The 21,518-nt window shown below is 73.3% G+C and carries 19 protein-coding genes; 14 read left to right on the top strand and 5 right to left on the bottom strand.

Features of this window, described 5'->3' with window-relative positions; translation table 11 throughout:
- The first annotated feature begins 10 nt into the window (after positions 1-10).
- From ACIQUQ_RS13075 to ACIQUQ_RS13045, 7 genes are all read left to right on the top strand, one after another.
- On the top strand, positions 11-1,201 hold the full coding sequence (locus tag ACIQUQ_RS13075) for an allantoate amidohydrolase (RefSeq protein WP_403975115.1): 1,191 nt from the start codon (positions 11-13) through the stop codon (positions 1,199-1,201).
- Entirely contained in the window at positions 1,192-2,610 is a 1,419-nt protein-coding gene (locus ACIQUQ_RS13070) for a formimidoylglutamate deiminase (RefSeq protein ID WP_403974668.1), read from the top strand. Before ACIQUQ_RS13075 ends, ACIQUQ_RS13070 begins: the two co-directional genes overlap by 10 nt.
- 174 nt (positions 2,611-2,784) lie before the next feature.
- The gene (hutI, locus tag ACIQUQ_RS13065) at positions 2,785-3,957 is read left to right on the top strand and encodes an imidazolonepropionase (RefSeq protein ID WP_403974666.1); all 1,173 of its coding nucleotides are present in this window, start codon (positions 2,785-2,787) and stop codon (positions 3,955-3,957) included.
- Positions 3,958-4,117: 160 nt separating this feature from the next.
- On the top strand, positions 4,118-4,789 hold the full coding sequence (locus tag ACIQUQ_RS13060) for an LPXTG cell wall anchor domain-containing protein (RefSeq protein WP_403974663.1): 672 nt from the start codon (positions 4,118-4,120) through the stop codon (positions 4,787-4,789).
- Positions 4,790-4,836: 47 nt separating this feature from the next.
- Positions 4,837-5,910 (top strand): hypothetical protein, encoded by a 1,074-nt coding sequence (locus ACIQUQ_RS13055; protein WP_403974660.1) that lies wholly within the window; start codon positions 4,837-4,839, stop codon positions 5,908-5,910.
- Positions 5,907-7,121: a hypothetical protein gene (locus ACIQUQ_RS13050; RefSeq protein ID WP_403974658.1), complete on the top strand. Its 1,215-nt coding sequence runs from the start codon at positions 5,907-5,909 to the stop codon at positions 7,119-7,121. The genes ACIQUQ_RS13055 and ACIQUQ_RS13050 overlap by 4 nt, the downstream gene beginning before the upstream one ends.
- 26 nt (positions 7,122-7,147) lie before the next feature.
- Positions 7,148-8,503, top strand: a complete 1,356-nt coding sequence (locus ACIQUQ_RS13045) for a hypothetical protein (RefSeq protein WP_403974655.1) — start codon at positions 7,148-7,150, stop codon at positions 8,501-8,503.
- Between the two features lie 101 nt (positions 8,504-8,604).
- Here the strand turns inward: ACIQUQ_RS13045 and ACIQUQ_RS13040 are convergent, their stop codons facing one another.
- Positions 8,605-10,122 (bottom strand): peptide MFS transporter, encoded by a 1,518-nt coding sequence (locus ACIQUQ_RS13040; protein WP_403974653.1) that lies wholly within the window; start codon positions 10,120-10,122, stop codon positions 8,605-8,607.
- Positions 10,123-10,479: 357 nt separating this feature from the next.
- Here ACIQUQ_RS13040 and ACIQUQ_RS13035 point away from each other — a divergent pair, with 357 nt between their 5' ends.
- Positions 10,480-11,157 (top strand): response regulator transcription factor, encoded by a 678-nt coding sequence (locus ACIQUQ_RS13035; RefSeq protein WP_399950063.1) that lies wholly within the window; start codon positions 10,480-10,482, stop codon positions 11,155-11,157.
- 50 nt (positions 11,158-11,207) lie between these two features.
- Positions 11,208-12,476 carry an ATP-binding protein gene (locus ACIQUQ_RS13030; protein ID WP_403974650.1) on the top strand — a complete coding sequence of 423 codons (1,269 nt, stop codon included), beginning with the start codon at positions 11,208-11,210 and terminating at the stop codon, positions 12,474-12,476.
- Positions 12,477-12,538: 62 nt separating this feature from the next.
- Here ACIQUQ_RS13030 and ACIQUQ_RS13025 read toward each other — a convergent pair whose 3' ends face one another.
- Complete coding sequence (locus ACIQUQ_RS13025) at positions 12,539-13,099, bottom strand: GtrA family protein (RefSeq protein ID WP_403974648.1); 561 nt, start codon at positions 13,097-13,099, stop codon at positions 12,539-12,541.
- 193 nt (positions 13,100-13,292) lie between these two features.
- Here ACIQUQ_RS13025 and ACIQUQ_RS13020 point away from each other — a divergent pair, with 193 nt between their 5' ends.
- From ACIQUQ_RS13020 to ACIQUQ_RS13005, 4 genes are all read left to right on the top strand, one after another.
- Positions 13,293-14,432, top strand: coding sequence for a 5-(carboxyamino)imidazole ribonucleotide synthase (locus tag ACIQUQ_RS13020; protein ID WP_403974646.1), 1,140 nt, complete (start codon positions 13,293-13,295; stop codon positions 14,430-14,432).
- Entirely contained in the window at positions 14,429-14,956 is a 528-nt protein-coding gene (gene purE, locus ACIQUQ_RS13015) for a 5-(carboxyamino)imidazole ribonucleotide mutase (RefSeq protein WP_403974643.1), read from the top strand. Before ACIQUQ_RS13020 ends, purE begins: the two co-directional genes overlap by 4 nt.
- Entirely contained in the window at positions 14,953-16,143 is a 1,191-nt protein-coding gene (locus tag ACIQUQ_RS13010; protein ID WP_403974641.1) for a dipeptidase, read from the top strand. The genes purE and ACIQUQ_RS13010 overlap by 4 nt, the downstream gene beginning before the upstream one ends.
- A 121-nt stretch (positions 16,144-16,264) precedes the next feature.
- On the top strand, positions 16,265-17,410 hold the full coding sequence (locus ACIQUQ_RS13005) for a dipeptidase (RefSeq protein WP_403974638.1): 1,146 nt from the start codon (positions 16,265-16,267) through the stop codon (positions 17,408-17,410).
- A 50-nt stretch (positions 17,411-17,460) separates the two neighbouring features.
- Here the strand turns inward: ACIQUQ_RS13005 and ACIQUQ_RS13000 are convergent, their stop codons facing one another.
- The gene (locus ACIQUQ_RS13000) at positions 17,461-17,826 is read right to left on the bottom strand and encodes a VOC family protein (RefSeq protein ID WP_403974636.1); all 366 of its coding nucleotides are present in this window, start codon (positions 17,824-17,826) and stop codon (positions 17,461-17,463) included.
- Between the two features lie 104 nt (positions 17,827-17,930).
- Between ACIQUQ_RS13000 and ACIQUQ_RS12995 the strand changes: the two genes are divergently transcribed.
- On the top strand, positions 17,931-18,425 hold the full coding sequence (locus ACIQUQ_RS12995) for a CGNR zinc finger domain-containing protein (RefSeq protein ID WP_403974634.1): 495 nt from the start codon (positions 17,931-17,933) through the stop codon (positions 18,423-18,425).
- A gap of 10 nt (positions 18,426-18,435) precedes the next feature.
- Here the strand turns inward: ACIQUQ_RS12995 and ACIQUQ_RS12990 are convergent, their stop codons facing one another.
- Positions 18,436-19,932 carry a hypothetical protein gene (locus ACIQUQ_RS12990; protein WP_403974632.1) on the bottom strand — a complete coding sequence of 499 codons (1,497 nt, stop codon included), beginning with the start codon at positions 19,930-19,932 and terminating at the stop codon, positions 18,436-18,438.
- A 151-nt stretch (positions 19,933-20,083) separates the two neighbouring features.
- Complete coding sequence (locus ACIQUQ_RS12985) at positions 20,084-21,424, bottom strand: UDP-glucose dehydrogenase family protein (RefSeq protein WP_403974629.1); 1,341 nt, start codon at positions 21,422-21,424, stop codon at positions 20,084-20,086.
- Positions 21,425-21,518: the final 94 nt, after the last annotated feature.

The raw sequence follows: 21,518 nt of genomic DNA, 5'->3' as shown, positions 1-21,518 counted from the left end.
GTTCCACACCATGTGGGACGAGCTCCGGCCCATCGGCCGCAACGCCGACACCGGCGGGTACCGCAGGTACGCCTGGACCGGGGCCGACCGGGACTGCCGCGACTGGTTCAGGGCGCAGGCCGAGTCCCGCGGCCTCGCCTACGAGGTGGACCGCAACGGCAACCAGTGGGCCTGGCTCGGTGACCCCGCCGCCGGCGACGCCGTCGTCACCGGCAGCCACCTCGACTCCGTCCCCGACGGCGGCGCCTTCGACGGCCCCCTCGGCGTGGTGTCCTCCTTCGCGGCCCTGGACGAACTCCGCGCCCGCGGCGCCCGGCCCACCAGGCCCCTCGCCATCACCAACTTCGGTGACGAGGAGGGCGCCCGCTTCGGCCTGGCCTGCGTCGGCTCCCGCCTCGCCGCGGGCCGGCTGACCAAGGAGCAGGCGTACGCACTGCGCGACGCGGACGGCACCAGCCTCCCGCAGGCCATGGCGGCCGCCGGGTACGACCCGGAGACCATCGGGCCCGACCCCGAGCGCCTGGCCCGCATCGGCGCCTTCGTCGAGCTGCACGTGGAACAGGGCCGCGCCCTGGACCTGTCGGGCGACCGGGTCGGCATCGCCTCCGCGATCTGGCCGCACGGCCGCTGGCGGTTCGACTTCCACGGCGAGGCCAACCACGCGGGCACCACCCGCCTGGTGGACCGCCGCGACCCGATGCTCACGTACGCGCAGACCGTCCTGGCCGCCCGCCAGGAGGCCGCGCTCGCCGGCGCCGTCGCCACCTTCGGCAAGATCTCCGTCGAGCCGAACGGCGTCAACGCCATCCCCTCCCTCGTCCGCGGCTGGCTCGACTCCCGGGCCGCCGACCAGGCCACCCTCGACACGGTCGTCACCGCCATCGAGAAGGCCGCGCGGGAGACCGCCGAGCGCGACGGCATCGACCTCGGCATCGTGCGCGAGTCCTTCACGCCGGTCGTGGAGTTCGAGCACGCCCTGCGCGACGAGCTGAACCGGATCCTCGGCGGGCAGGTCCCCGTCCTCGGCACCGGGGCGGGACACGACGCCGGAATCCTCTCCGAGTCCGTCCCGACCGCGATGCTGTTCGTACGCAACCCCACCGGCGTCTCCCACTCCCCGGCCGAAACCGCGGCCGAGGACGACTGCGTCGCCGGTGTCCTCGCACTCGCCGACGTACTGGAAGGTCTCGCATGCCGGTGACCACTCTCTGGCTGGAGCACGCCTGGCTCGGCACGAAGGTCGAGCCGGGCGTCGCCCTGGACGTGGCCGACGGCCGCATCACCGCCGTCCGCACGGGGACGGAGGTGCCGCCCCCTGGCGCAGAGGTGCTGCGCGGGCTGACTATTCCTGGCTTGGCCAACAGTCACAGCCATGCCTTTCACCGGGCTTTGCGCGGCACGGTCCAGGCGGGTGTGACGCTTCCCGGACTGGCAAACGCACACTCACACGCCGGATCACCCCCGCAGGGGCGGGGAGGCGACAGTGGGCGGGCACCGGATTCATTCTGGACATGGCGCGAGGTCATGTACGGCGTGGCTCAGAAGCTCACCCCTGACAGCTATTTCTCGCTCGCGCGTGCGACGTACGCGGAGATGGCGCTGGCCGGCATCACCTCGGTCGGCGAGTTCCACTACGTCCACCACGCCCCCGGCGGCACCCCGTACGCCGACCCCAACGCCATGGGCGAGGCGCTGATCGCGGCCGCCGCCGAGGCCGGCATCCGCATCACCCTGCTGGACACGGCGTACCTCTCCTCCGGCTTCGGCGAGGCCCCGAACGCGCACCAGCTGCGCTTCTCCGACGGCACCGCGGAGGCCTGGGCTGAGCGCGTCTCGGCCCTCAAGGACCGTGAGCACGCCCGTATCGGCGCCGCGATCCACTCCGTACGGGCCGTCCCCGCGGACCAGCTGTCCACCGTCGCCCGGTGGGCCGACGAGCGACGGGCCCCGCTGCACGTGCACCTCTCGGAGCAGACCGCGGAGAACGAGGCGTGCGAGGCCGCACACGGGGTCACCCCGACCCGCCTGCTGGCGGACCACGGCGTCCTCGGCCCGCGCACCACCGGCGTCCACAACACGCACCTCACGGACGCGGACATCGCGCTGCTCGGCGGCACCACCACCGGCACCTGCATGTGCCCGACCACCGAACGCGACCTCGCCGACGGCATCGGCCCGGCCGTGCGCCTCCAGCGGGCGGGCTCGCCGCTGTCGCTGGGCAGCGACAGCCACGCGGTGATCGACCTGCTGGAGGAGGCGCGGGCCATGGAGCTCAACGAGCGCCTGGCCAGCCGGACGCGCGGGCACTGGACCGCCGCGGCGCTGCTGCGGGCCGCCACCGCCGACGGCCATGCGGCGCTGGGGTGGTCCGAGGCCGGCACCATCGAGGCGGGCGCCCTGGCCGACCTCACGACGATCGCGCTGGACTCGGTCCGCACGGCCGGCCCGCTCCCGCGGCTGGGTGCCGAAACGGCGGTCTTCGCCGCCACCGCCGCCGATGTCCGCCACGTCTTCGTCGCGGGCCGCCAGATCGTCCGCGACGGCGCGCACCAGTCCGTCCCGGACGTCCCGGCCGCCCTGGCCGAAGCCGTCGCCGCCGTCCGCAGCTGAGGAGTTCCCCTACCCGCCCTTCCTCCGTTCCCTGGGGCTCCGCCCCAGACCCCGCTCCTCAATCGCCGGAGGGGCTTGAATCGCCGGCGTTTGAGGCGCGGGGGTCCGGGGGCGGGCCCCCGGTTTCGGGAAGGGGCGGGGTGGGGGACTGGCAACGCCCTGAGAGGAACCCGCATGACCACCACCCTCATCAAGAACATCGGCAGTCTCGTCACCAACGACCCCGCCCAGGGCGACGGCAGTCGCCTCGGCCTGGTCGAGGACGCGGCAGTCGTCCTCGAAGGCGACCGCATCGCCTGGGTCGGGACCAACGCCACCGCCCCGTCGGCGGACGAGTCGTACGACGCAGAAGGCCGCGCCGCGATCCCCGGCTTCGTGGACAGCCACAGCCACCTCGTCTTCGCCGGCGACCGCACCCAGGAGTTCAACGCCCGGATGTCCGGCCGCAGCTACTCCGCCGGCGGCATCCGCACCACGGTCGCCGCCACCCGCGCCGCCACCGACGCGGAGCTGGAGGCGAACCTGCTGCGCCACCTCCACGAGGCACGCCGCCAGGGCACCACCACCTTCGAGACCAAGTCCGGGTACGGGCTCACGGTCGCCGACGAGGCCCGTGCCCTCCGCATCGCCGCCGCCCACACCGACGAGGTCACCTACCTCGGCGCGCACATCGTCAGCCCCGACTACGCCGACGACCCGGCCGGGTACGTCGCCCTCGTCACCGGCGAGATGCTGGACGCCTGCGCCCCGTACGCCCGCTGGGTCGACGTGTTCTGCGAGAAGGGCGCCTTCGACGGTGACCAGGCCCGCGCCATCCTGACCGCCGGCAAGGCCAAGGGGCTCATCCCGCGCATCCACGCCAACCAGCTCAGCTTCGGCCCGGGCGTCCAGCTGGGCGTCGAGCTCGGCGCGGCCTCGGCCGACCACTGCACCCACCTCACCGACGCGGACGTCGACGCGCTCGCCAACTCGGAGACGGTGGCCACCCTGCTGCCCGGCGCCGAGTTCTCCACCCGTGCCCAGTGGCCCGACGCCCGCCGGCTGCTGGACGCGGGCGCCACCGTCGCGCTCTCCACGGACTGCAACCCCGGTTCCTCGTACACGAGTTCCATGCCCTTCTGCATCGCGCTCGCCGTCCGTGACATGGGGATGACGCCGGACGAGGCCGTCTGGTCGGCCACCGCCGGCGGCGCCCGCGCCCTGCGCCGCACGGACATCGGCACCGTCACCCCCGGCGCCCGCGCCGACCTGGCGCTCCTCGACGCGCCCAGCCACGTGCACCTCGCCTACCGCCCCGGCGTCCCGCTGGTCTCGGCGGTCTGGCAGCGGGGCGCGCGGGTGGCGTAGCGCGCGACGGGCGGCGCGGCCCCCGTACGACCTCCAGGACGAGCCGGACGGCACCCGCCGATCCGGCTCGTCCTTTGTCTTCCCTCGGCAGGGCCCCCGGCGTACCTTGACGCCCAATCTGATGTGTCGTCAGTAACTTTGGCCCGAGGGGAACTCAGAGGTGTCCACGCAGAAACGCTCCGCCGCGCTCGCGCTGGCCGCGGCACTGGCCGGTTCGGCGGTACTGATGGCCGCCCCCGCCGCCCACGCCGACGTCGTCGACGTCAAGTACGACTGCAAGACCCCGATCGGGCCGAAGTCCGCGGTCTCGCCCATCGACATCACCGCCGTCAAGAACGGCGGCTCCTACACGCTGACGATGTCGTTCCGGAAAGGCGTCTCCTCCAGCCCGATCGAGCTGGGCAAGGGCGCGATGAACCCCAGCGCGGTCATCCGGGTCGGGGGCGCGGAGACCGGCACGGTCGCCGTCTCGGGACCGCCCAACGCCGTGGCCGCGCCCGCCAACACCCCCATCAAGATCAGCGACCTGTCGGGCACCTACACCCCGAAGAAGAGCGGCAAGGTCACCTTCACCGCGGACGTCCTCACCATCAAGGCGATGATGACCGAGACCACCTGCACCCCCGGCAACAGCCCCGGCCCGTCACTCCAGATGGAGGTCACCGCCGCGGGCGGGGCCCGGCCGCAGACCGCAGAGAAGGCCGCCACCCTGCCCCAGACCGGGCCCATGGACTCCGCCCTCGCCCTCGGCACCCTCGGCGGCACCGTCCTCCTGAGCGGCGCGGCCGGGGTGCTGTGGCTGACCCGGCGCGGCCAGGGATCGCGGGCCTGACCGCCGCCCGACGCCACGACGCCGATCCGCGACAGGGAGACCCGTACATGCCGTCGCGCCGCAGCCGGCCAGCCGCACTCGTCACGCTCGTCACGTTCGCCGCGGCGGCGCTCCCGGCCCTGCTCTGCCCGCACCCCGCCGGTGCCGTCGTGCCCGGCACGGTCCTGACGGCCACCGCCGGGCCGCCCGGAACCGCCGCCCGCGACCCCCTGCGTGACCCCGGCGGCCCGGGCTGGACCGCGCGGCCCGCCGCCGGACCGGCCACGGACGGCGCCGAGGGCCGCCCGTACTTCTACCTCGAAGGCCTTCCGGGCACCGTCCTGGAGGACCGCCTGGCCCTCGACAACCCCACCGGCGAGACCCGCACGCTCACCCTCCGGGGCGCCGACGCGTACAACGCCGAGGGCGGTGCCCTCGCCGTGCGCCCGGCCCGGGAGACCCGCGCGGCCGGGAGCTGGGTGAGCTTCGGCGCGTCACCGGCCACGGTCCGGATCCCCCCGTACACCCGCGCGGTCGTGCCCTTCACCGTCACCGTGCCGGACGGCGCGGCGCCCGGGGACCACCCGGCCGCCGTGGTCGCCGCCGAGGGCAACCGCGAGGCGGCCGTCCGGGTCCAGCTGCGCGTGACCGGACCGGCCCTGTCCGCGCTGACCGTCGAGGACGTCGCCGTCACCGGCGAGGGTGCCGCCGGCCGCATCACCTACGCCCTGGTCAACCGCGGGAACACGGCCGTGGTCCCGGAGCTCGCGGTCGCCGCCGAGGGCCTGTTCGGGGACCTGCCGGACGGCCGCGCCCACGCGCTCGGTCTGGAACTGCTGCCCGGCCAGCGGGTCGAGCTGACCGAATCCTGGCCCGGGGCACCGGTGTTCGGCCCGGCGGACGTGACGCTGACCGTCACCGCCGCCGGGGGAGCGCGGGCCGAGGGCAGCGCGTCCGCGTGGTTCGTGCCCTGGGGCGCGCTGGGCTGGACCGGCGCCGGGGTGCTGGTCCTGGCGGCCACCGCCTCGGCCGCCGCCCTGCTCGTACGTACCACCAGGTCCCGGCGCGCCGAGGCGCCGCGGGACGAGGTGCGGGCCGGACGGCCCGTACCGGAAGCCGAGTTGACGGGAGCGGTCAGGTGAGCGGCAAGCTCGGGTACGGGTCTGCGGCCCGGCGTGCGCTGGCGGGAGCGGCCGCGCTGGTCGCCGTACTGGCACTGCTCTGCGCGACGGCACCGGCGGCCGGTGCGGCGCCGGGGGAGGGGAAACCGACCGTCGAGCTCTCCCTCCCCGAGGTCGCGAAGGGCACGGAGATCACGGTCGCGGGCACCGGCTGGCGCCCCAGGACCCTGCTGATGCTGCTCGTCTGCGGCCAGAACATGATCGGCGGCACCAACACCTGCGCGAACGCCGACGGCCGGGCCGTCACCACCGACGACGCCGGCCGATTCGGCAAGCAGCTGCCCGTGGTCGCACCGCCCAAGCCCTGCCCCTGCGTGGTGCACGTGGCCACGGTGACCGGGGACCAGGCCGCCGTCGACGCCGCCGTGAAGATCACCGACCACCCGGTGGCCGCGCTGCCGTCCGCGAGCGGCAGCGCCCGGCTCGCGGTGCTGGCGGCGGCCCGGCTGGAGGGCGACGACGGGATCCTCACCTGGTTCGGCGCCCCGCCGAGCCGCAGGCTGGTCGTCACGGTCGGCAACCTCGGCTCCGCCCCGGTGAAGGACCCGCTCTTCCAGATCGGCACCTCCCACGGGGTGTTCGCCCCGGTGTGGGAGGAGCGCCAGTGGAAGGGCACGGTCGGGCCCGGTCAGAAGGCGCGGGTCGCGCTGGAGGTGACGCTCGGCGCGGGCGCGTACGGCGACCACACCGTCTACCTCAAGTACGGGGAGAAGACGCTGGTCACCCAGCCCTGGGGGGTGGACCGCCCCTACGGCGTGACGCTCTTCTGGATCCTGCTCTGCCTGGTCGTCCCGGCCGGGATCTTCCGCATCGGCATGGCGGTCGTCGACCGGGTCCGGCCCGGCGGCCCTGCCGTCGGCGGCCGGCACCGGGGGAGCGCCCGGCTGCCCGAGGCGGCGGCCGCGGTCACCGCGAAGCTGCCGCGGATCCCGGCGGGCGGCCGGCAGCCCGGGCCGGCCGGCGGCACGCCGCCGGGCGCGGCGGCCGCCCCGGGCGGCGCGGCCCCCGACCCCACGACCACCACGGCGGTCCTGCCGTGGTTCGCCCCGGACACCGCGCCGGGCGTACCGGCCCCGGAGCCGGCCCCACTCCACGGATCCACCCCCCACGGATCCGTCCCACAGACATCCGCACCGTCTGAGAACCGTCCGACAACGAAGGGACAGTCGTGAAGACCCAACGGAGGGTAGGCGCGGCCGTGGCCGCGCTCGTGCTCGGCGGCGCGGGCATCGTCATGGTGGCCTCGCCCGCCCAGGCCGCCGAGGTCACGTTCAAGGTCAGGTGTGTGCCGCCCGCGGGCGGCGGTGACCCGGTCGAGGGCGAGACCACCGCGAAGATCACGGCACCCGCCTCGGCCAAGGTGGGCGACGAGGTGGACGTGAGCTGGGAGACCGTCAAGCCCGCGTCCAACAACACCGACCTGATGGACATCCCCAAGGACTCGGTCAAGCCCACGGGCTGGATCGCCCTGGGCGGCGGGGGCGAGCTGAAGGTGGAGGGGGAGAAGAAGAACCCCCCGATCCCCAAGAAGGCCCCGATGCAGATGTCCGTGATGAAGGGGAAGCTGAAGCTCACGAAGGCCGGCAAGGTCACGCTGACGCCGGGCAAGTACGACGTGGCCGTCACCTTCTCCTTCGGCACCTTCGTCACGAAGTGCGCCCCCACGGGCTCGGTGGGCGTGGGCGCCACCATCCACGTGTCCGAGGGCTCCAGCGGCGGTACGACCTCGGGAACCACCTCGGGCACCACGTCCGGTACGACCTCGGGGACGACGTCCGGCACGACGTCCGGCACGACGTCCGGCACCACGTCCGGCACCACCTCGGGCACCACGTCCGGCACGACCTCGGGAACCACCTCCGGGACCACCTCCGGCACCACCGCGGGCACCACCTCCGGCGGCGGTGACGGCGGCAAGACCGAATTCCCGGGCAAGCCCGTCCAGGTCGCGTACGACTGCGGCGCGGTCGTGCCCGGCGGCATCAAGACCCCGGTGACCATCAACGCCAGGAAGAACGGCGGCAGCTACGACCTCACGGTCAAGACCGCCAAGGGCGCCATGGCCAGCCCGATGGACCTCCCCGCGGGCGCGCTCAAGCCGCTCATGGACATCAAGCTGGGCGGCGCCGACAGCGGCTCGGTCCGGGTCTCGGGCCCCGCCAACTCGGCGCCCATCCCCAAGGGCAGCCCCGTCTCCCTCTCCGACATGACCGGCACCTACAAGCCCGGCAAGACCGGCAAGGTGACGCTCAGCCCGGACACCCTCACCATCGAGGTCCGCATGGCGGCGGGCGCCACGCCCATCACCGTGCCCTGCAAGGCGGCCAGCTCCGGCGTCTCCCTGGAGCTGGACACCGCGGCCCAGCCGGGCGGCTCCGCCGGCACCACCGGTGACAAGTCGGGCGGCACCACCGCCGGCCCGCCGCTGGCCGAGACCGGCGCCGAGGACGACGCCGCGCTCAGGGCGCTCGGCCTGGTGGCCGGCACCGTGATCCTGCTCGGCGGCGCGGTCTTCGCCTTCACCCCGTGGCGACGCCTGCGCGGCACCCGCTAGCCGCACCCGCGGCAGGACGCGCGAAGGCCCCCGGCACACCAGGTGTGCCGGGGGCCTTCGCGTACGCGTGCCGCCCTCGGGGGTCAGGGCGTGACCTCAGGTCAGTGCACGTCGCCCATCAGGGCCTGGACCTTCTTGCGGTACATGAAGACCGCCAGACCCGCGACCACCGCGAGCGTGGCCTGCATGGCGATGATGCCGATGCCGTTCAGGTCCACGCCGGCCGTGGAGAGCAGACCGGTGGTGCAGTCACCGGCGGTGACGGCCAGGAACCAGACGCCCATCATCTGGGAGGCGTACTTCTGCGGCGCCATCTTGGTGGTCACGGACAGACCCACCGGGGACAGGCACAGCTCACCGATGGTCTGGATCATGTAGATCGAGACGAGCCACATCGGGGAGACGGTGCTGCCGTCGCCCGCCATGTTCATCGGGACGATGAAGACGAAGAAGGAGGCGCCGACCAGGACCAGACCCATCGCGAACTTCACGATGGTGTTCGGCTCCTGGTTCTTGCGGGCCAGCCACAGCCACAGCCAGGCGAAGACCGGGGCCAGCGCCATCACGAACAGCGGGTTCAGCGACTGGTACCAGGTGGCGGAGAAGCCGAGGCCGAAGACGGTGTCGGCGGTCTTGGAGTCCGCGAACAGCGACAGCGTGGAGCCACCCTGGTCGTAGATCATCCAGAAGACGGCGGCGGCGACGAAGAACCAGATGTAGCCGGTCATCTTCGACTGCTCGGTGGTGCTCAGGTCCTTGTCGCGCTTGATCTTCGTCAGGACCGCGATCGGGATGAGCAGGCCGGCCAGCATCAGCGGGACCATGGCCCAGTTCAGGGTGTACATGCCCAGGGCGACGACACCGGCGTAGAACACGGCGATGACCAGGGCGCCCAGGCCCACGCGGGTCAGGACGGTCCGGCGCTCCTCGTCGGAGAGCGGGTTCGGGACCACGGAGCTCTTCGGGCTCAGGTGGCGGGTGCCGAACAGGAACTGGGCCAGACCCAGCGCCATGCCGAGCGCGGCGAGCGCGAAGCCCAGGTGCCAGTTGTATTCCTTGCCGACCGTGCCGATGACGAACGGAGCGACGAAGGCACCCAGGTTGATGCCGATGTAGAAGAGGGTGAAGCCACCGTCACGGCGCGGGTCCTCGGGACCGTCGTACAGGTGGCCGACCATCGTGGAGATGTTGGCCTTCAGCAGACCGGAGCCGATCGCGACCAGGATCAGGCCGGCGAAGAACGCCGCCTGGCCCGGCAGGGCCAGCGCCAGGTGACCACCCATGATCACGAAGCCGGCGATGGTGACGGTCTTGCGGGCGCCCCAGACGCGGTCGCCGAACCAGCCGCCCGGCAGGGCCATCAGGTAGACCATCGACACGTACACGGAGTAGATCGCCGTGGCCGTCGCCGCGGTCATCGCCAGGCCGCCGCCCTGGCTGCCCTTCGCCATGTCCGCACCGCCGGAGACGATGTAGTACACGAGGAGGGCGCGCATGCCGTAGTAGGAGAAGCGCTCCCACATCTCGGTCATGAACAGAGTGGCCAGGCCGCGGGGGTGGCCGAAGAAGGTCTTCTCGCCGGGGGTACCGGCGCGGTCCTTCGTCAGGCTTGACGCCATGGTCGTTCCTTGCTTGCTCGGGACGCGTTTCGCTTTGTGGGCGGTGTCGCGCCTCGTGAGGTACGGCCGACAGGGAGCGTCGTCGCTCCCGATGGTCCGGTCCGCAGTTCTTTGCGCTGCACAGAAATAGAGACCTTCAGCGAGCAATTACGCATAAAGGTCCATCGTTAGTGCATCAGATGTCTCGCCACCATACGACACGACAGTGCCGGATATGGAAGGACTTGAGATATGGATCACAGGATTCCAGGGAACCGTTCGGCCACATTCGAAGGAGAACAAGGGCCATAAGACCGGATACCCAGGCCTGCGCGATCACACTCCAGGGTGTGCCGCCGTCGGACTACCATCACCCACATGACGCGTGTACTGCTCGCCGAGGACGACGCATCCATCTCGGAACCCCTGGCCCGCGCCCTGCGCCGGGAGGGCTACGAGGTCGAGGTCCGTGAGGACGGCCCCACCGCCCTCGACGCCGGACTGCAGGGCTCCGTCGATCTGGTCGTGCTCGACCTCGGCCTGCCGGGGATGGACGGGCTGGAAGTGGCCCGCCGCCTGCGTGCCGAAGGTCACGGCTTCCCGATCCTCGTGCTGACCGCGCGCGCGGACGAGGTGGACACGGTGGTCGGTCTGGACGCGGGCGCCGACGACTACGTCACCAAGCCGTTCCGCCTCGCCGAGCTGCTCGCCCGCGTACGGGCCCTCCTCCGGCGCGGCGCCACCGAGCCGGCGCAGCCCCCGGCCACCCACGGCGTGCGCATCGACGTCGAGTCGCACCGCGCCTGGATGGGCGAGGAGGAGCTCCAGCTCACCGCCAAGGAGTTCGACCTGCTGCGCGTCCTAGTCCGCGACGCCGGCCGCGTCGTCACCCGCGACCAGCTGATGCGCGAGGTCTGGGACACCACCTGGTGGTCCTCCACCAAGACGCTCGACATGCACATCTCGTGGCTTCGCAAGAAGCTGGGCGACGACGCCGCCAACCCGCGGTACATCGCCACCGTCCGCGGCGTCGGCTTCCGCTTCGAGAAGAGCTGAACCCGCCCGCCGCACCCGTTGCACCCCGCTGAACCACCCACGATGAGGTCATGCGCCGCCGTCTGATCAATTCCACGCTCGCCGTGGTCCTCGTGGTGATCGCGGTCTTCGGGGTCTCCCTGGTGATCGTCGAGACCCGGACGATCACCAACAGCGCCCACGACAGCGTCGAGTCCGAGGCCCAGAGCCTGCTCGGCGCCGTCGAGACCAAGGTGCTGGAGAAGGAGGCCCTGGACCCGGCGGCCCTCGCCGACCAGCTCGACGCCGGCCGGCACGCCGTCGTCGTCGTCCCCGGCAGCCCCGACCTGGAGATCGGCCCGCCGCCCGAGGGCGGCGCCATCAGGGCCACCGTCCGGGGCGACCAGGGCGTGGCCGTCACCGTCGAGGAATCCCGCTCGATCGTCACCCGCGAGGTCGGCCGCACCCTCCTCGTGGTGGGGGCCGTGGCGCTGCTGGCCGTCGTGGCCGCCGTACTCCTCGCCGTACGCCAGGCCAACAGGCTGGCCTCGCCCCTGACGGACCTGGCCGAGACCGCCGAGCGGCTCGGCTCGGGCGACCCGCGGCCGCGCCACAAGCGGTACGGGGTGCCCGAGCTGGACCGGGTCGCGGACGTGCTGGACGCCAGCGCCGAGCGGATCGGCCGGATGCTGACCGCCGAGCGGAGACTGGCCGCCGACGCCTCCCACCAGCTGCGCACGCCGCTGACCGCGCTCTCGATGCGGCTGGAGGAGATCACCGTCACCGATGACCTGGAGACGGTGCGCGAGGAGGCGTCGATCGCGCTGAACCAGGTCGAGCGCCTCACCGACGTGGTGCAGCGGCTGCTCACGAACTCGCGCGACCCCAGGACCGGCTCCGCCGTCCCCTTCGACGTGGACGAGGTCGTCAAGCAGCAGGTGGAGGAGTGGCGCCCGGCCTACCGCAGCGCGGGCCGCGCCATCGTCCGCTCGGGCAAGCAGGGCATGCGGGCCGTCGGCACCCCGGGCGCGGTGGCCCAGGTGCTCGCGGCGCTGATCGAGAACTCGCTCATGCACGGCGGCGGCACCGTCGCCCTGCGCACCCGGGTCACCGGCAACCAGGCCGTCATCGAGGTCACCGACGAGGGCCCGGGCGTCCCCGCCGACCTCGGCAACCGGATCTTCGAGCGGGCCATCAGCGGCCGGAACTCCACGGGCATCGGCCTGGCCGTCGCCCGGGACCTCGCCGAGGCCGACGGCGGCCGGCTGGAGCTGATCCAGGCGCAGCCGCCGGTCTTCGCGCTGTTCCTCAGCCGTACGGCGCCCCACCGCCCCGCCGACCGGGAGCCGACGGTCCGCTAGGGCCTCCGGGCCTCCGGGCCTCCGCGCCTCCGGGCCGCTGCGGCGGTGTGCCCGGGGCGCGTCTAGCGTCCGGCCCGGACCTTCGGCCGGTGCCCCGAGCGCGCCGACGTGCGGGCCGCGGGGGCGGGCGTACCGGTGGCCGGGGACCCGGTGGCCGGCGCGGGTGCGGCGGCCGGCTGCGGTACCGGCATGGCCCGGAACACCCAGGTCCGGTAGGACCAGAAGCGGAAGGCCGTGGCCACGGCGATGCCCAGGAACTTGAAGACGTTGCTCTGCAGCGGGCTGTCCCAGCCCAGGCCGTAGGTCGCCGCGTACAGCAGGCCGTTCTCGATCACCAGGCCGACCGCGCTGAACAGCAGGAACAGCGTCATCTCACGGGTCCGGCCGCTCTTGTCGCGGTCCCGGTACGTGAAGTAGCGGAAGCCCACGTAGTTGAACGCGATGGCGACGACCGTCGCGATCACGCTCGTGCGCACGACCTGGAGGTCGGTGGTGTGCCGGAGGAGGTTGAACACGCCCAGGTTGACCAGCAGACCCAGGCCGCCGACCGCTCCGAACTTGGCGATCTCCCGCGCGAGCCCGCGTGCCCGCCCGACGAGGTCCGCCCGCTTGGAGGCGCTCATGGTGATCGTTCAGCCCCTGTCGGTCGATGGCGTCAACTCGAATGCGTCAACCCCGTCATGTTAAGCGGCGACCCGCGGGTACGCCCGTGGCTCACGCAACACGTGCGGCGAGCTGCGTGACCGCCCGTTCACACTGCGCTGACCTGGGCGGCCGGGTCGCGGGGCCGTCCCGAATGGCGGATACCCTGGAGGAGTGACGTTCCCGGTAGTCGGCATGGTCGGCGGCGGTCAGCTCGCCCGCATGACCCACGAGGCGGGTATCCCCCTCGGCATCAGATTCAAGATCCTCAGTGACACCCCGCAGGACTCGGCGGCCCAGGTGGTGAGCGATGTCGTCATCGGCGACTATCGCGACCTGGACACCCTCCGTGCCTTCGCGCGCGGCTGTGACGTGGTCACCTTCGACCACGAGCACGTACCCACGGAGCACCTGCGGGCCCTGGAAGCGGACGGAATCCCCGTCCGCCCGGGGCCCGACGCATTGGTGCACGCCCAGGACAAGGGGGTGATGCGCGCCAGGCTCGACGAGATCGGCGCGCCCAGCCCCCGCCACCGGATCGTGGCGGATCCGGCGGACGTGGTGGCCTTCGCGGACGAGGTGGGCGGCTTCCCCGTCATCCTCAAGACCGTGCGCGGCGGCTACGACGGCAAGGGCGTGTGGTTCGTGCGCACCGCCGAGGACGCGGAGGCCCCCTTCAAGGCGGGTGTCCCGGTCCTCGCGGAGGAGAAGGTGGACTACGTCCGCGAGCTCGCGGCCAACATCGTCCGCTCCCCGCACGGGCAGGCCGTGGCCTACCCGGTCGTCGAGTCCGTCCAGGTGGACGGCGTCTGCGACACGGTGATCGCCCCCGCGCCCCACCTCTCCGAGGAGCTCGCGGGCGAGGCCCAGTCGCTGGCCCTGCGCATCGCCGGCGAGCTCGGCGTCGTCGGCCACCTCGCGGTCGAGCTCTTCGAGACCACCGACGGCCGGATCCTCGTCAACGAGCTGGCCATGCGCCCCCACAACTCGGGCCACTGGACCATGGACGGCGCGGTCACCTCGCAGTTCGCCAACCACGTACGGGCGGTCCTCGACCTGCCGCTGGGCGACCCGCGCCCGCGGGCCCCCTGGACCGTGATGGCCAACGTGCTCGGCGGTGACTACCCGGACATGTACCAGGCGTACCTGCACTGCATGGCCCGCGACCCGCAGCTCAAGATCCACATGTACGGCAAGGACGTGAAGCCCGGCCGCAAGGTCGGGCACGTGAACACCTACGGCGACGACCTGGACGACGTGCTGGAGCGCGCCCGTCACGCTGCCGGCTACCTCAGGGGAACAATCACCGAATGAGTACCTCTCCTCTTATCGGCATCGTGATGGGTTCCGACTCGGACTGGCCCGTCATGGAGGCCGCCGCACAGGCGCTGGACGAGTTCGAGATCCCCTACGAGGTCGACGTCGTGTCGGCCCACCGCATGCCGCGCGAGATGATCGCGTACGGCGAGGAGGCCGCCGACCGCGGCCTCAAGGCGATCATCGCGGGCGCCGGCGGCGCCGCCCACCTGCCGGGCATGCTCGCCTCGGTGACCCCGCTCCCCGTCATCGGCGTCCCCGTACCGCTCAAGTACCTCGACGGCATGGACTCGCTGCTGTCGATCGTGCAGATGCCCGCGGGCGTGCCCGTCGCCACCGTCTCGGTCGGCGGCGCGCGCAACGCCGGCCTGCTGGCCGCCCGCATCCTCGCCACCCAGGACGCGGACCTGCTGGCCCGGATGAAGGAGTTCCAGCAGGAGCTCAACGACCAGGCCACCGAGAAGGGCAAGCGGCTGCGCACGAAGGTCGCCGGCCAGGAGTCGTTCGGATTCGGCAAGTGAGCGCGGCCGCGCGGCTCGCGGAGGCCCGCGAGCTGCTCGCCGAGCACCCGGTCGTCGACGGCCACAACGACCTGCCCTGGGCCCTGCGCGAGCAGGTCCGCTACGACCTCGGGCAGCGGGACATCGCCGGCGACCAGTCCGGACACCTGCACACCGACATCCCCCGCCTGCGTGCGGGCGGTGTCGGCGCGCAGTTCTGGTCGGTCTACGTGCGCTCGGACTTCGCGGGCGACACGGCGGTCAGCGCCACCCTGGAGCAGATCGACGCCGTGAACCAGCTGATCGACCGTTACCCGGGCGATCTGACGCGGGCGCTGACGGCCGACGACATGGAGAAGGCCCGCAAGGAGGGCCGGATCGCCTCCCTGATGGGTGCCGAGGGCGGTCACTCCATCAACAACTCGCTGGCCACGCTGCGCGCGCTGCACCGGCTCGGTGTCCGCTACATGACCCTGACGCACAACGACACCATCGACTGGGCGGACTCGGCCACCGACGAGCCCCGGCACGGCGGCCTCACCGACTTCGGCCGCGAGGTCGTCCGGGAGATGAACCGCGTCGGCATGCTCGTGGACCTCTCCCACGTGGCCGCCACCACGATGCGGGACGCCATCGCGGCCTCCACGGCGCCGGTGATCTTCTCGCACTCCTCGTCCCGGGCGGTCTGCGACCACCCGCGCAACATCCCCGACGACGTGCTGGCGCTGCTGCCGGCCAACGGCGGCGTGGCGATGGCGACGTTCGTGCCGAAGTTCATCCTCCCCGAGGCGGTGGCCTGGACGGCCGCGGCCGACGAGAACATGCGCGCCCACGGCATGCACCACCTGGACACCACCGCCCCGGCGATGGAGGTCCACCGGGCCTTCGAGGCGGCCAACCCCCGCCCCGTGGCCACGGCCGCCACGGTCGCGGACCACCTCGACCACATGCGCGAGGTGGCCGGCATCGACCACATCGGCATCGGCGGCGACTACGACGGCACCGCCTTCACGCCGTCCGGCCTCGACGACGTGGCGGGCTACCCGAACCTGGTCGCGGAGCTGCTGCACCGCGGCTGGTCGCGCGCCGACCTCGCGAAGCTGACCTGGTCGAACGCGGTACGCGTGCTGCGGGACGCCGAGTCGGTGGCCGCCGCGCAGGCCCACGTACCGCCGTCGAACGCGGTGCTGCCGGCCACCGCCTCGTAGCAGCGGCGTGGTGTGTGGCGTTCGGGCGTTGACCCGAACGCCACACCCGCCGCGAACACCCGCGTCCCCCGTGTCACGGTGGCAGCAACGCCCTGCTGCCGCCGAGACCGGAGCGAACGCCATGGCCGACCTGCAGGATGAAACCCACGAGGGCCCCGGGGCCGCCGGGGCGGTCGAGCCGCCGCCCGGTGGACCCGAGCCCGCGGCCCAGCCCGCCCCCGAGCCGGCAGCCGGCCCCGAGCCGTCGCGGCCCGTACCGGAGCGCGTGGCTGCGCTGCTCGCCGCGCACCCCGTCGTGGACGGGTGCAACGACCTCCTGTGGACGCTGAGGCAGAGCCCCCTCCACGACCTCGCGACGGTCGAGAGCACCGTCGACACCGACCTCCCCCGGCTGCGGGCCGGGGGTGTCGGCGGCCTGTTCTGGTCCCTGCTCGTGCCCGGGGAGACCGCGGACGGGACCGGGGCGCCCGTCCCGGACGACCGGGTGGTGGCCGGGACCCTGGAACAGATCGACTTCGCCCGCCAGATGTTCCGGCGCTATCCGGACAGCCTGTGCACGGCCTTCGGCCCCGACGAACTGGCCGACGCCCGCAACCGCGGCCGCATCGCCTCCTTCATGGGCCCCGTCTCGGGCCGTGCCCTCGACGCGTCCCTCGGCCCGCTCCGCGCCTTCCACGCCCTCGGCGTGCGCAGCCTGGCCCCCGCAGGGGCGGCCTGGGCGGAGCGCGGGCTCAGCGCGTTCGGCCACGAGGTGGTACGGGAGATGAACCGGCTCGCGATGGTGCTGGACCTCGCCGGCTGCGGGCCCGAGACGGCCCGCACCCTCATCGCGGCCTCGAAGGCACCGGTGCTGGTCTCGCACGCCGGGGCCGCCGCGCTGCACCCGCACCCCGGCAACGTCCCGGACGACGTGCTGGAGGCGCTGGGCGCGGCGAAGGGCCTGTGCATGGTGACCTGCGCCGCGGACCGGCTGGCCCCGGCCGGGGTGCCGGTCACCCCCGCGACGGTGGCGGACCACCTGGACCACGTACGCACGGTCGCCGGCCCCCACGCCGTGGGCCTGGGCGGCGCCTTCGGCACGGGACCGGCGGCCCCCCGCCCCGAGGGGCTCACGGACCCCTCGGGCTACCCGCGGCTGATCGCCGAGCTCCTCGACCGCGACTGGCCGGAGCCGGACATCGCCCTGCTGACCTGGGGCAACGCCCAACGCGTGCTGCGGGACGCCGAGTTCACCGCACGGGCGGCCCAGTACCGCCGCTCGGCCTGATCGCCCTGCCGAGGACGGCAGGGCCGCCGCCGTCAGCAGGGCTGCCGCCGTCAGCAGGCGCAGAGGCAGAACGGGTGCCCGGCCGGGTCGGCGTACACCCGCCAGGTCCGGCCCTCGGGGCCCGGATCCAGCAGCTTGGCGCCCAGCGCGAGGGCCTGGCCCTCCGCGACGTCCAGGTCCTCCACCGTCAGGTCCAGGTGGAACTGCTGCGAGGCCTCGGGGGAGGGCCAGTTCGGCGCGACGTGCCCCTGCGCCTTCTGGAAGGCGAGGGCCGAGCCCCCGTGGCCCTCCAGGTCCGCCCAGGTGCCGTCCTCGTCGAGCGCCGGCGTGCCGCCGAGCAGGGCGGCGTAGAACTCCGCGAGCGCGAGCGGGTCGGGACAGTCCAGGACGACGGTCCCGAGCTTGGCGATGGCCATCTTTCCTCCAGAGAACATGCCGGTGTTACCGGAACAAGCCATTAACCGGTAACTGTCAGGGTAGGCGTTACCGCTTGCCTTCGCCAGGAGGTAACGTCGACGACATGACGGAGAGAGCGCCCGCGCCCGGAGGCCTCGCGCTCGTCGAGGCGCTGGTCAACACGCTGAGCGTGGACACGGGAGACGACCGCCTGGCGGCGGAGTTCGGCCTGTCCGGCGACGCCCTCGACCGGGCCGCGGCACTCCGCGAGGCCCTGCGCGCCGCGTGCCTCGCGCACGCCGGCCACGACATCCCGCCCGGCCGCCTGTCAGAGCTGAACGCCCTCCTGGCCGAGGCCCCCCTGACGGTCACCCTGGACCACGAGGGCACGGCCGCACTGGCCCCCGCCGGAGAGCCCGGCCTCACCGCCCGCGTCGCCGCCGCCATCGCCGAGGCGGTCGCCGCCGGCACCTGGACCCGCCTCAAGGCCTGCGCGGCCGACGACTGCCACTGGGCCTACTACGACCGCAGCCCGGCCGGCCGCAGCCGCTGGTGCACCATGTCGATCTGCGGCAGCCGCGCCAAGATGCGCACCTACCGCTCCCGCCGCACCGGCTGACGCACCGGCCTCAGCCGGAGGACTCGTCCGCGTCGAAGCCCGGCAGCCCCCGCAGGGCCGACGCGGCCAGCAGCATCCCCCGTCGCGCGGGGAGCTGCTGTTGCTGACCGCCCGCCAGCCGTACGCTCCTGGGAGGTTCCGCGGCCCTCACCACCAGGCCCGCCAGCTCTCCCGTCCCCGAGAACGCGGGTGCTCCGATCAGACCGGGCCCCAGGTCCCCGTCCACACGCAGCCAGTTCCCGAACCGCCCCGCGGTGTCGAGCAGGAGCGAGTGCCGCACTCCGGACTCGTGTGCGCTCACCAGCAGCCGCCCGGCCGGGGTGAAGCGCCGGTCCGGCACCGGGGCCCGGTCCGGAGCGGGAACGTCCCCGGCCAGGTGCAGCACCGCGGCCGTGAGGTCCGCCGCGCCGCGTGAGCCGGACCCGTCGCCGAAGTCCTGGTGCGGCTCGATGGTGGTGCCGACCCGCACACCGCCGTACGTCTCGACCGTCAGATCGTGCTGCCTGGGCAGGAGACGGAGCCCCCTCCATCGCCTGTCGAGATCGCCGGCCGGGACCACCACCAGCGCCGTACGCCGGTCCAGCATCAGGCCGTGGGCCACGAACCGGTCGGCCAGCAGCAGCTGCACGGTCACGGACGCCACGTAGTCCTCGTCCGCGCGGCCGCCGTCGAGATGGACGTTGACCTCGCCGTGCACCGCCCCGAACCGGTACACGGCCTGCGGATGAAACCCGTCCGCCGCCGCTCCGGCAACCGCCCAGGGGGGAAGCACCCGGCCGTCCGCTCCCTGGCCTGAGTCCCGCCGGCCGACGGGTACGAGCGTGCCCGCGGGCACCCCCTCCGCCGAGCCCTCCACGGGGGCCTCCGCCTCGGCCCGCGCGAGCTGCCGCTCCAGTTGCTCGCACCGTTCCTCCGCCCGCCGGTGCAGTGCCCGCAGCCGGGTCAGCTCCGCCGTCAGCTCCTCGATCTCCCGCCGCAGCCGGGTGCGCTCGCCGTCGTCGCCCGCCCCACCGTCCTCCCCGCCGTCCTCCTCGGGGGAGAACGGGGCGTCCGCGGCCGCCTGGAGCATCACGTTGCGCATCTCCAGGTCACGGATCCGGTGCTCGCGGTCCTGGAGCTGTTCCTCCAGCCAGCGCTCCCGCGCCGCCGCCTGCCGCGCCTCCTCGTCCGCGTCCGCCAGCTGCCGCTCCAGCAGTTGCGCCCGGTGCGCCGGGCTGCCGCCGGTCCGCGCCGCCGCCGCGTACTGCTCGCGGAGCAGGGTGAGGGTCTCCGGGGTGGGCGTGCGGCCGCGCTCCTCGGCCACGTCGTGCGCGAGGTTGAGCACGAACTCCCAGGGCGGCAGGCGGCGCCCGCCGAGGTAGCGCGAGACGGTGGCCGGGTCGTACGAGCGCCTGGCGGCGTACCGGCGCATCGACACCCCCAGGCCGTCGAACAGATCGCGCAGGGACCTGGCCAGCTCGGCGGCCTCCCGCGGCAGCCCGTCGTCGATCGGACTCAGCCCGGCCATCGCAATCGCGCCCCCGTCCCGGCGGGCGGCCGCGTCCCCCGCAGCGCCCGACGGGACGCGAGTCTTCCAGGGCGGCGGCGGGTGCGCCCCCGCAACGGCGAAAGGGAAGCCGTACGGGGCGGCACGACGCCGGCCGCCCCCTACGCGAGGCTCAGGCCCGCGGCCGGCCCATCGCGCGGTACGTCCAGCCCGCCGCCCGCCACAGGGTGGCGTCCAGCGCGTTGCGGCCGTCCAGGATCAGCGGGGTCGCCACCTGCGCCGCCAGGGCCGCCGGGTCCAGCTCGCGGAACTCGCGCCACTCCGTCAGGTGCAGCACCACGTCCGCGCCCGCCACCGCCGCCTCCGCGGTCTCCGCGTACGCCAGGGTCGGGAAGACCCGCCGCGCGTTCGCCATGCCCTTCGGGTCGTACACCGTGACCTGGCCGCCCTGCAGGTGGATCTGGCCCGCCACGTTCAGCGCCGGCGAATCCCGCACGTCGTCCGAGTCCGGCTTGAACGTCGCGCCCAGCACCGCCACCCGCTTGCCCAGGAACGAGCCGCCCACGGCCTCCCGCGCCAGCTCCACCATGTGCCCGCGCCGCCGCATGTTGATCGAGTCGACCTCGCGGAGGAAGGTCAGCGCCTGGTCCGCGCCCAGCTCGCCCGCCCGCGCCATGAAGGCTCGGATGTCCTTCGGCAGGCAGCCGCCGCCGAAGCCGATGCCGGCCCGCAGGAACTTCGCGCCGATCCGCTCGTCGTGCCCGATGGCCTCGGCCAGCTTCACCACGTCGCCCCCGGCCGCCTCGCAGACCTCCGCCATCGCGTTGATGAAAGAGATCTTCGTCGCCAGGAAGGAGTTCGCGGCCGTCTTCACCAGCTCCGCCGTCGGGAAGTCCGTCACCACCATCGGCGACCCCTCCGCGACCGGCGTCGCGTACACCTCGCGCAGCAGCTTCTCCGCGTGCGCGCTCCGCACGCCCACCACGATCCGGTCCGGGTGCAGCGTGTCCTGCACGGCGAAGCCCTCGCGCAGGAACTCCGGGTTCCACGCCAGCTCCACCTGGTCGCCCGCCGGCGCCAGCTCCGCCAGCCGCCCCGCGATCCGGTCCGCCGAGCCCACCGGCACCGTCGACTTGCCGACCACCAGGACCGGCCGGGTCAGGTGCGGGGCCAGCGACTCGACCGCGGAGTCGACGTACGACATGTCGCAGGCGTACTCGCCGTGCTTCTGCGGGGTGTTCACACAGACGAAGTGGACGTCGCCGAAGGCGGCCGCCTCCTCGTACGAGGTGGTGAAGCGCAGCCGGCCAGAGGACCCCTCGATCCCCGCGACGTGCGCGCCCAGCAGCTCCTCCAGCCCCGGCTCGTACATCGGGACCCGCCCCTGGGACAGCATCTCGATCTTCTCCGGGACCACGTCCAGACCCAGCACCTCGAAGCCCAGCTCGGCCATCGCGGCAGCGTGCGTGGCGCCGAGGTAGCCGGTGCCGATCACGGTGATCTTGAGGGCCATGCGGGAACTCCTGGGGGAGGGGGAGAACAACGGCAACCGAGCATAGTCGGGCCCGATCGGGGGACGTTTCCCCCAGGTACGCCCCGTTGTCATG

The organism is Streptomyces sp. NPDC101118 (genome assembly GCF_044759445.1).
GTDB lineage: Bacteria > Actinomycetota > Actinomycetes > Streptomycetales > Streptomycetaceae > Streptomyces.
Note: the sequence above shows the minus strand (reverse complement) of the source record. Positions and strands in the feature narration are given on the sequence as shown.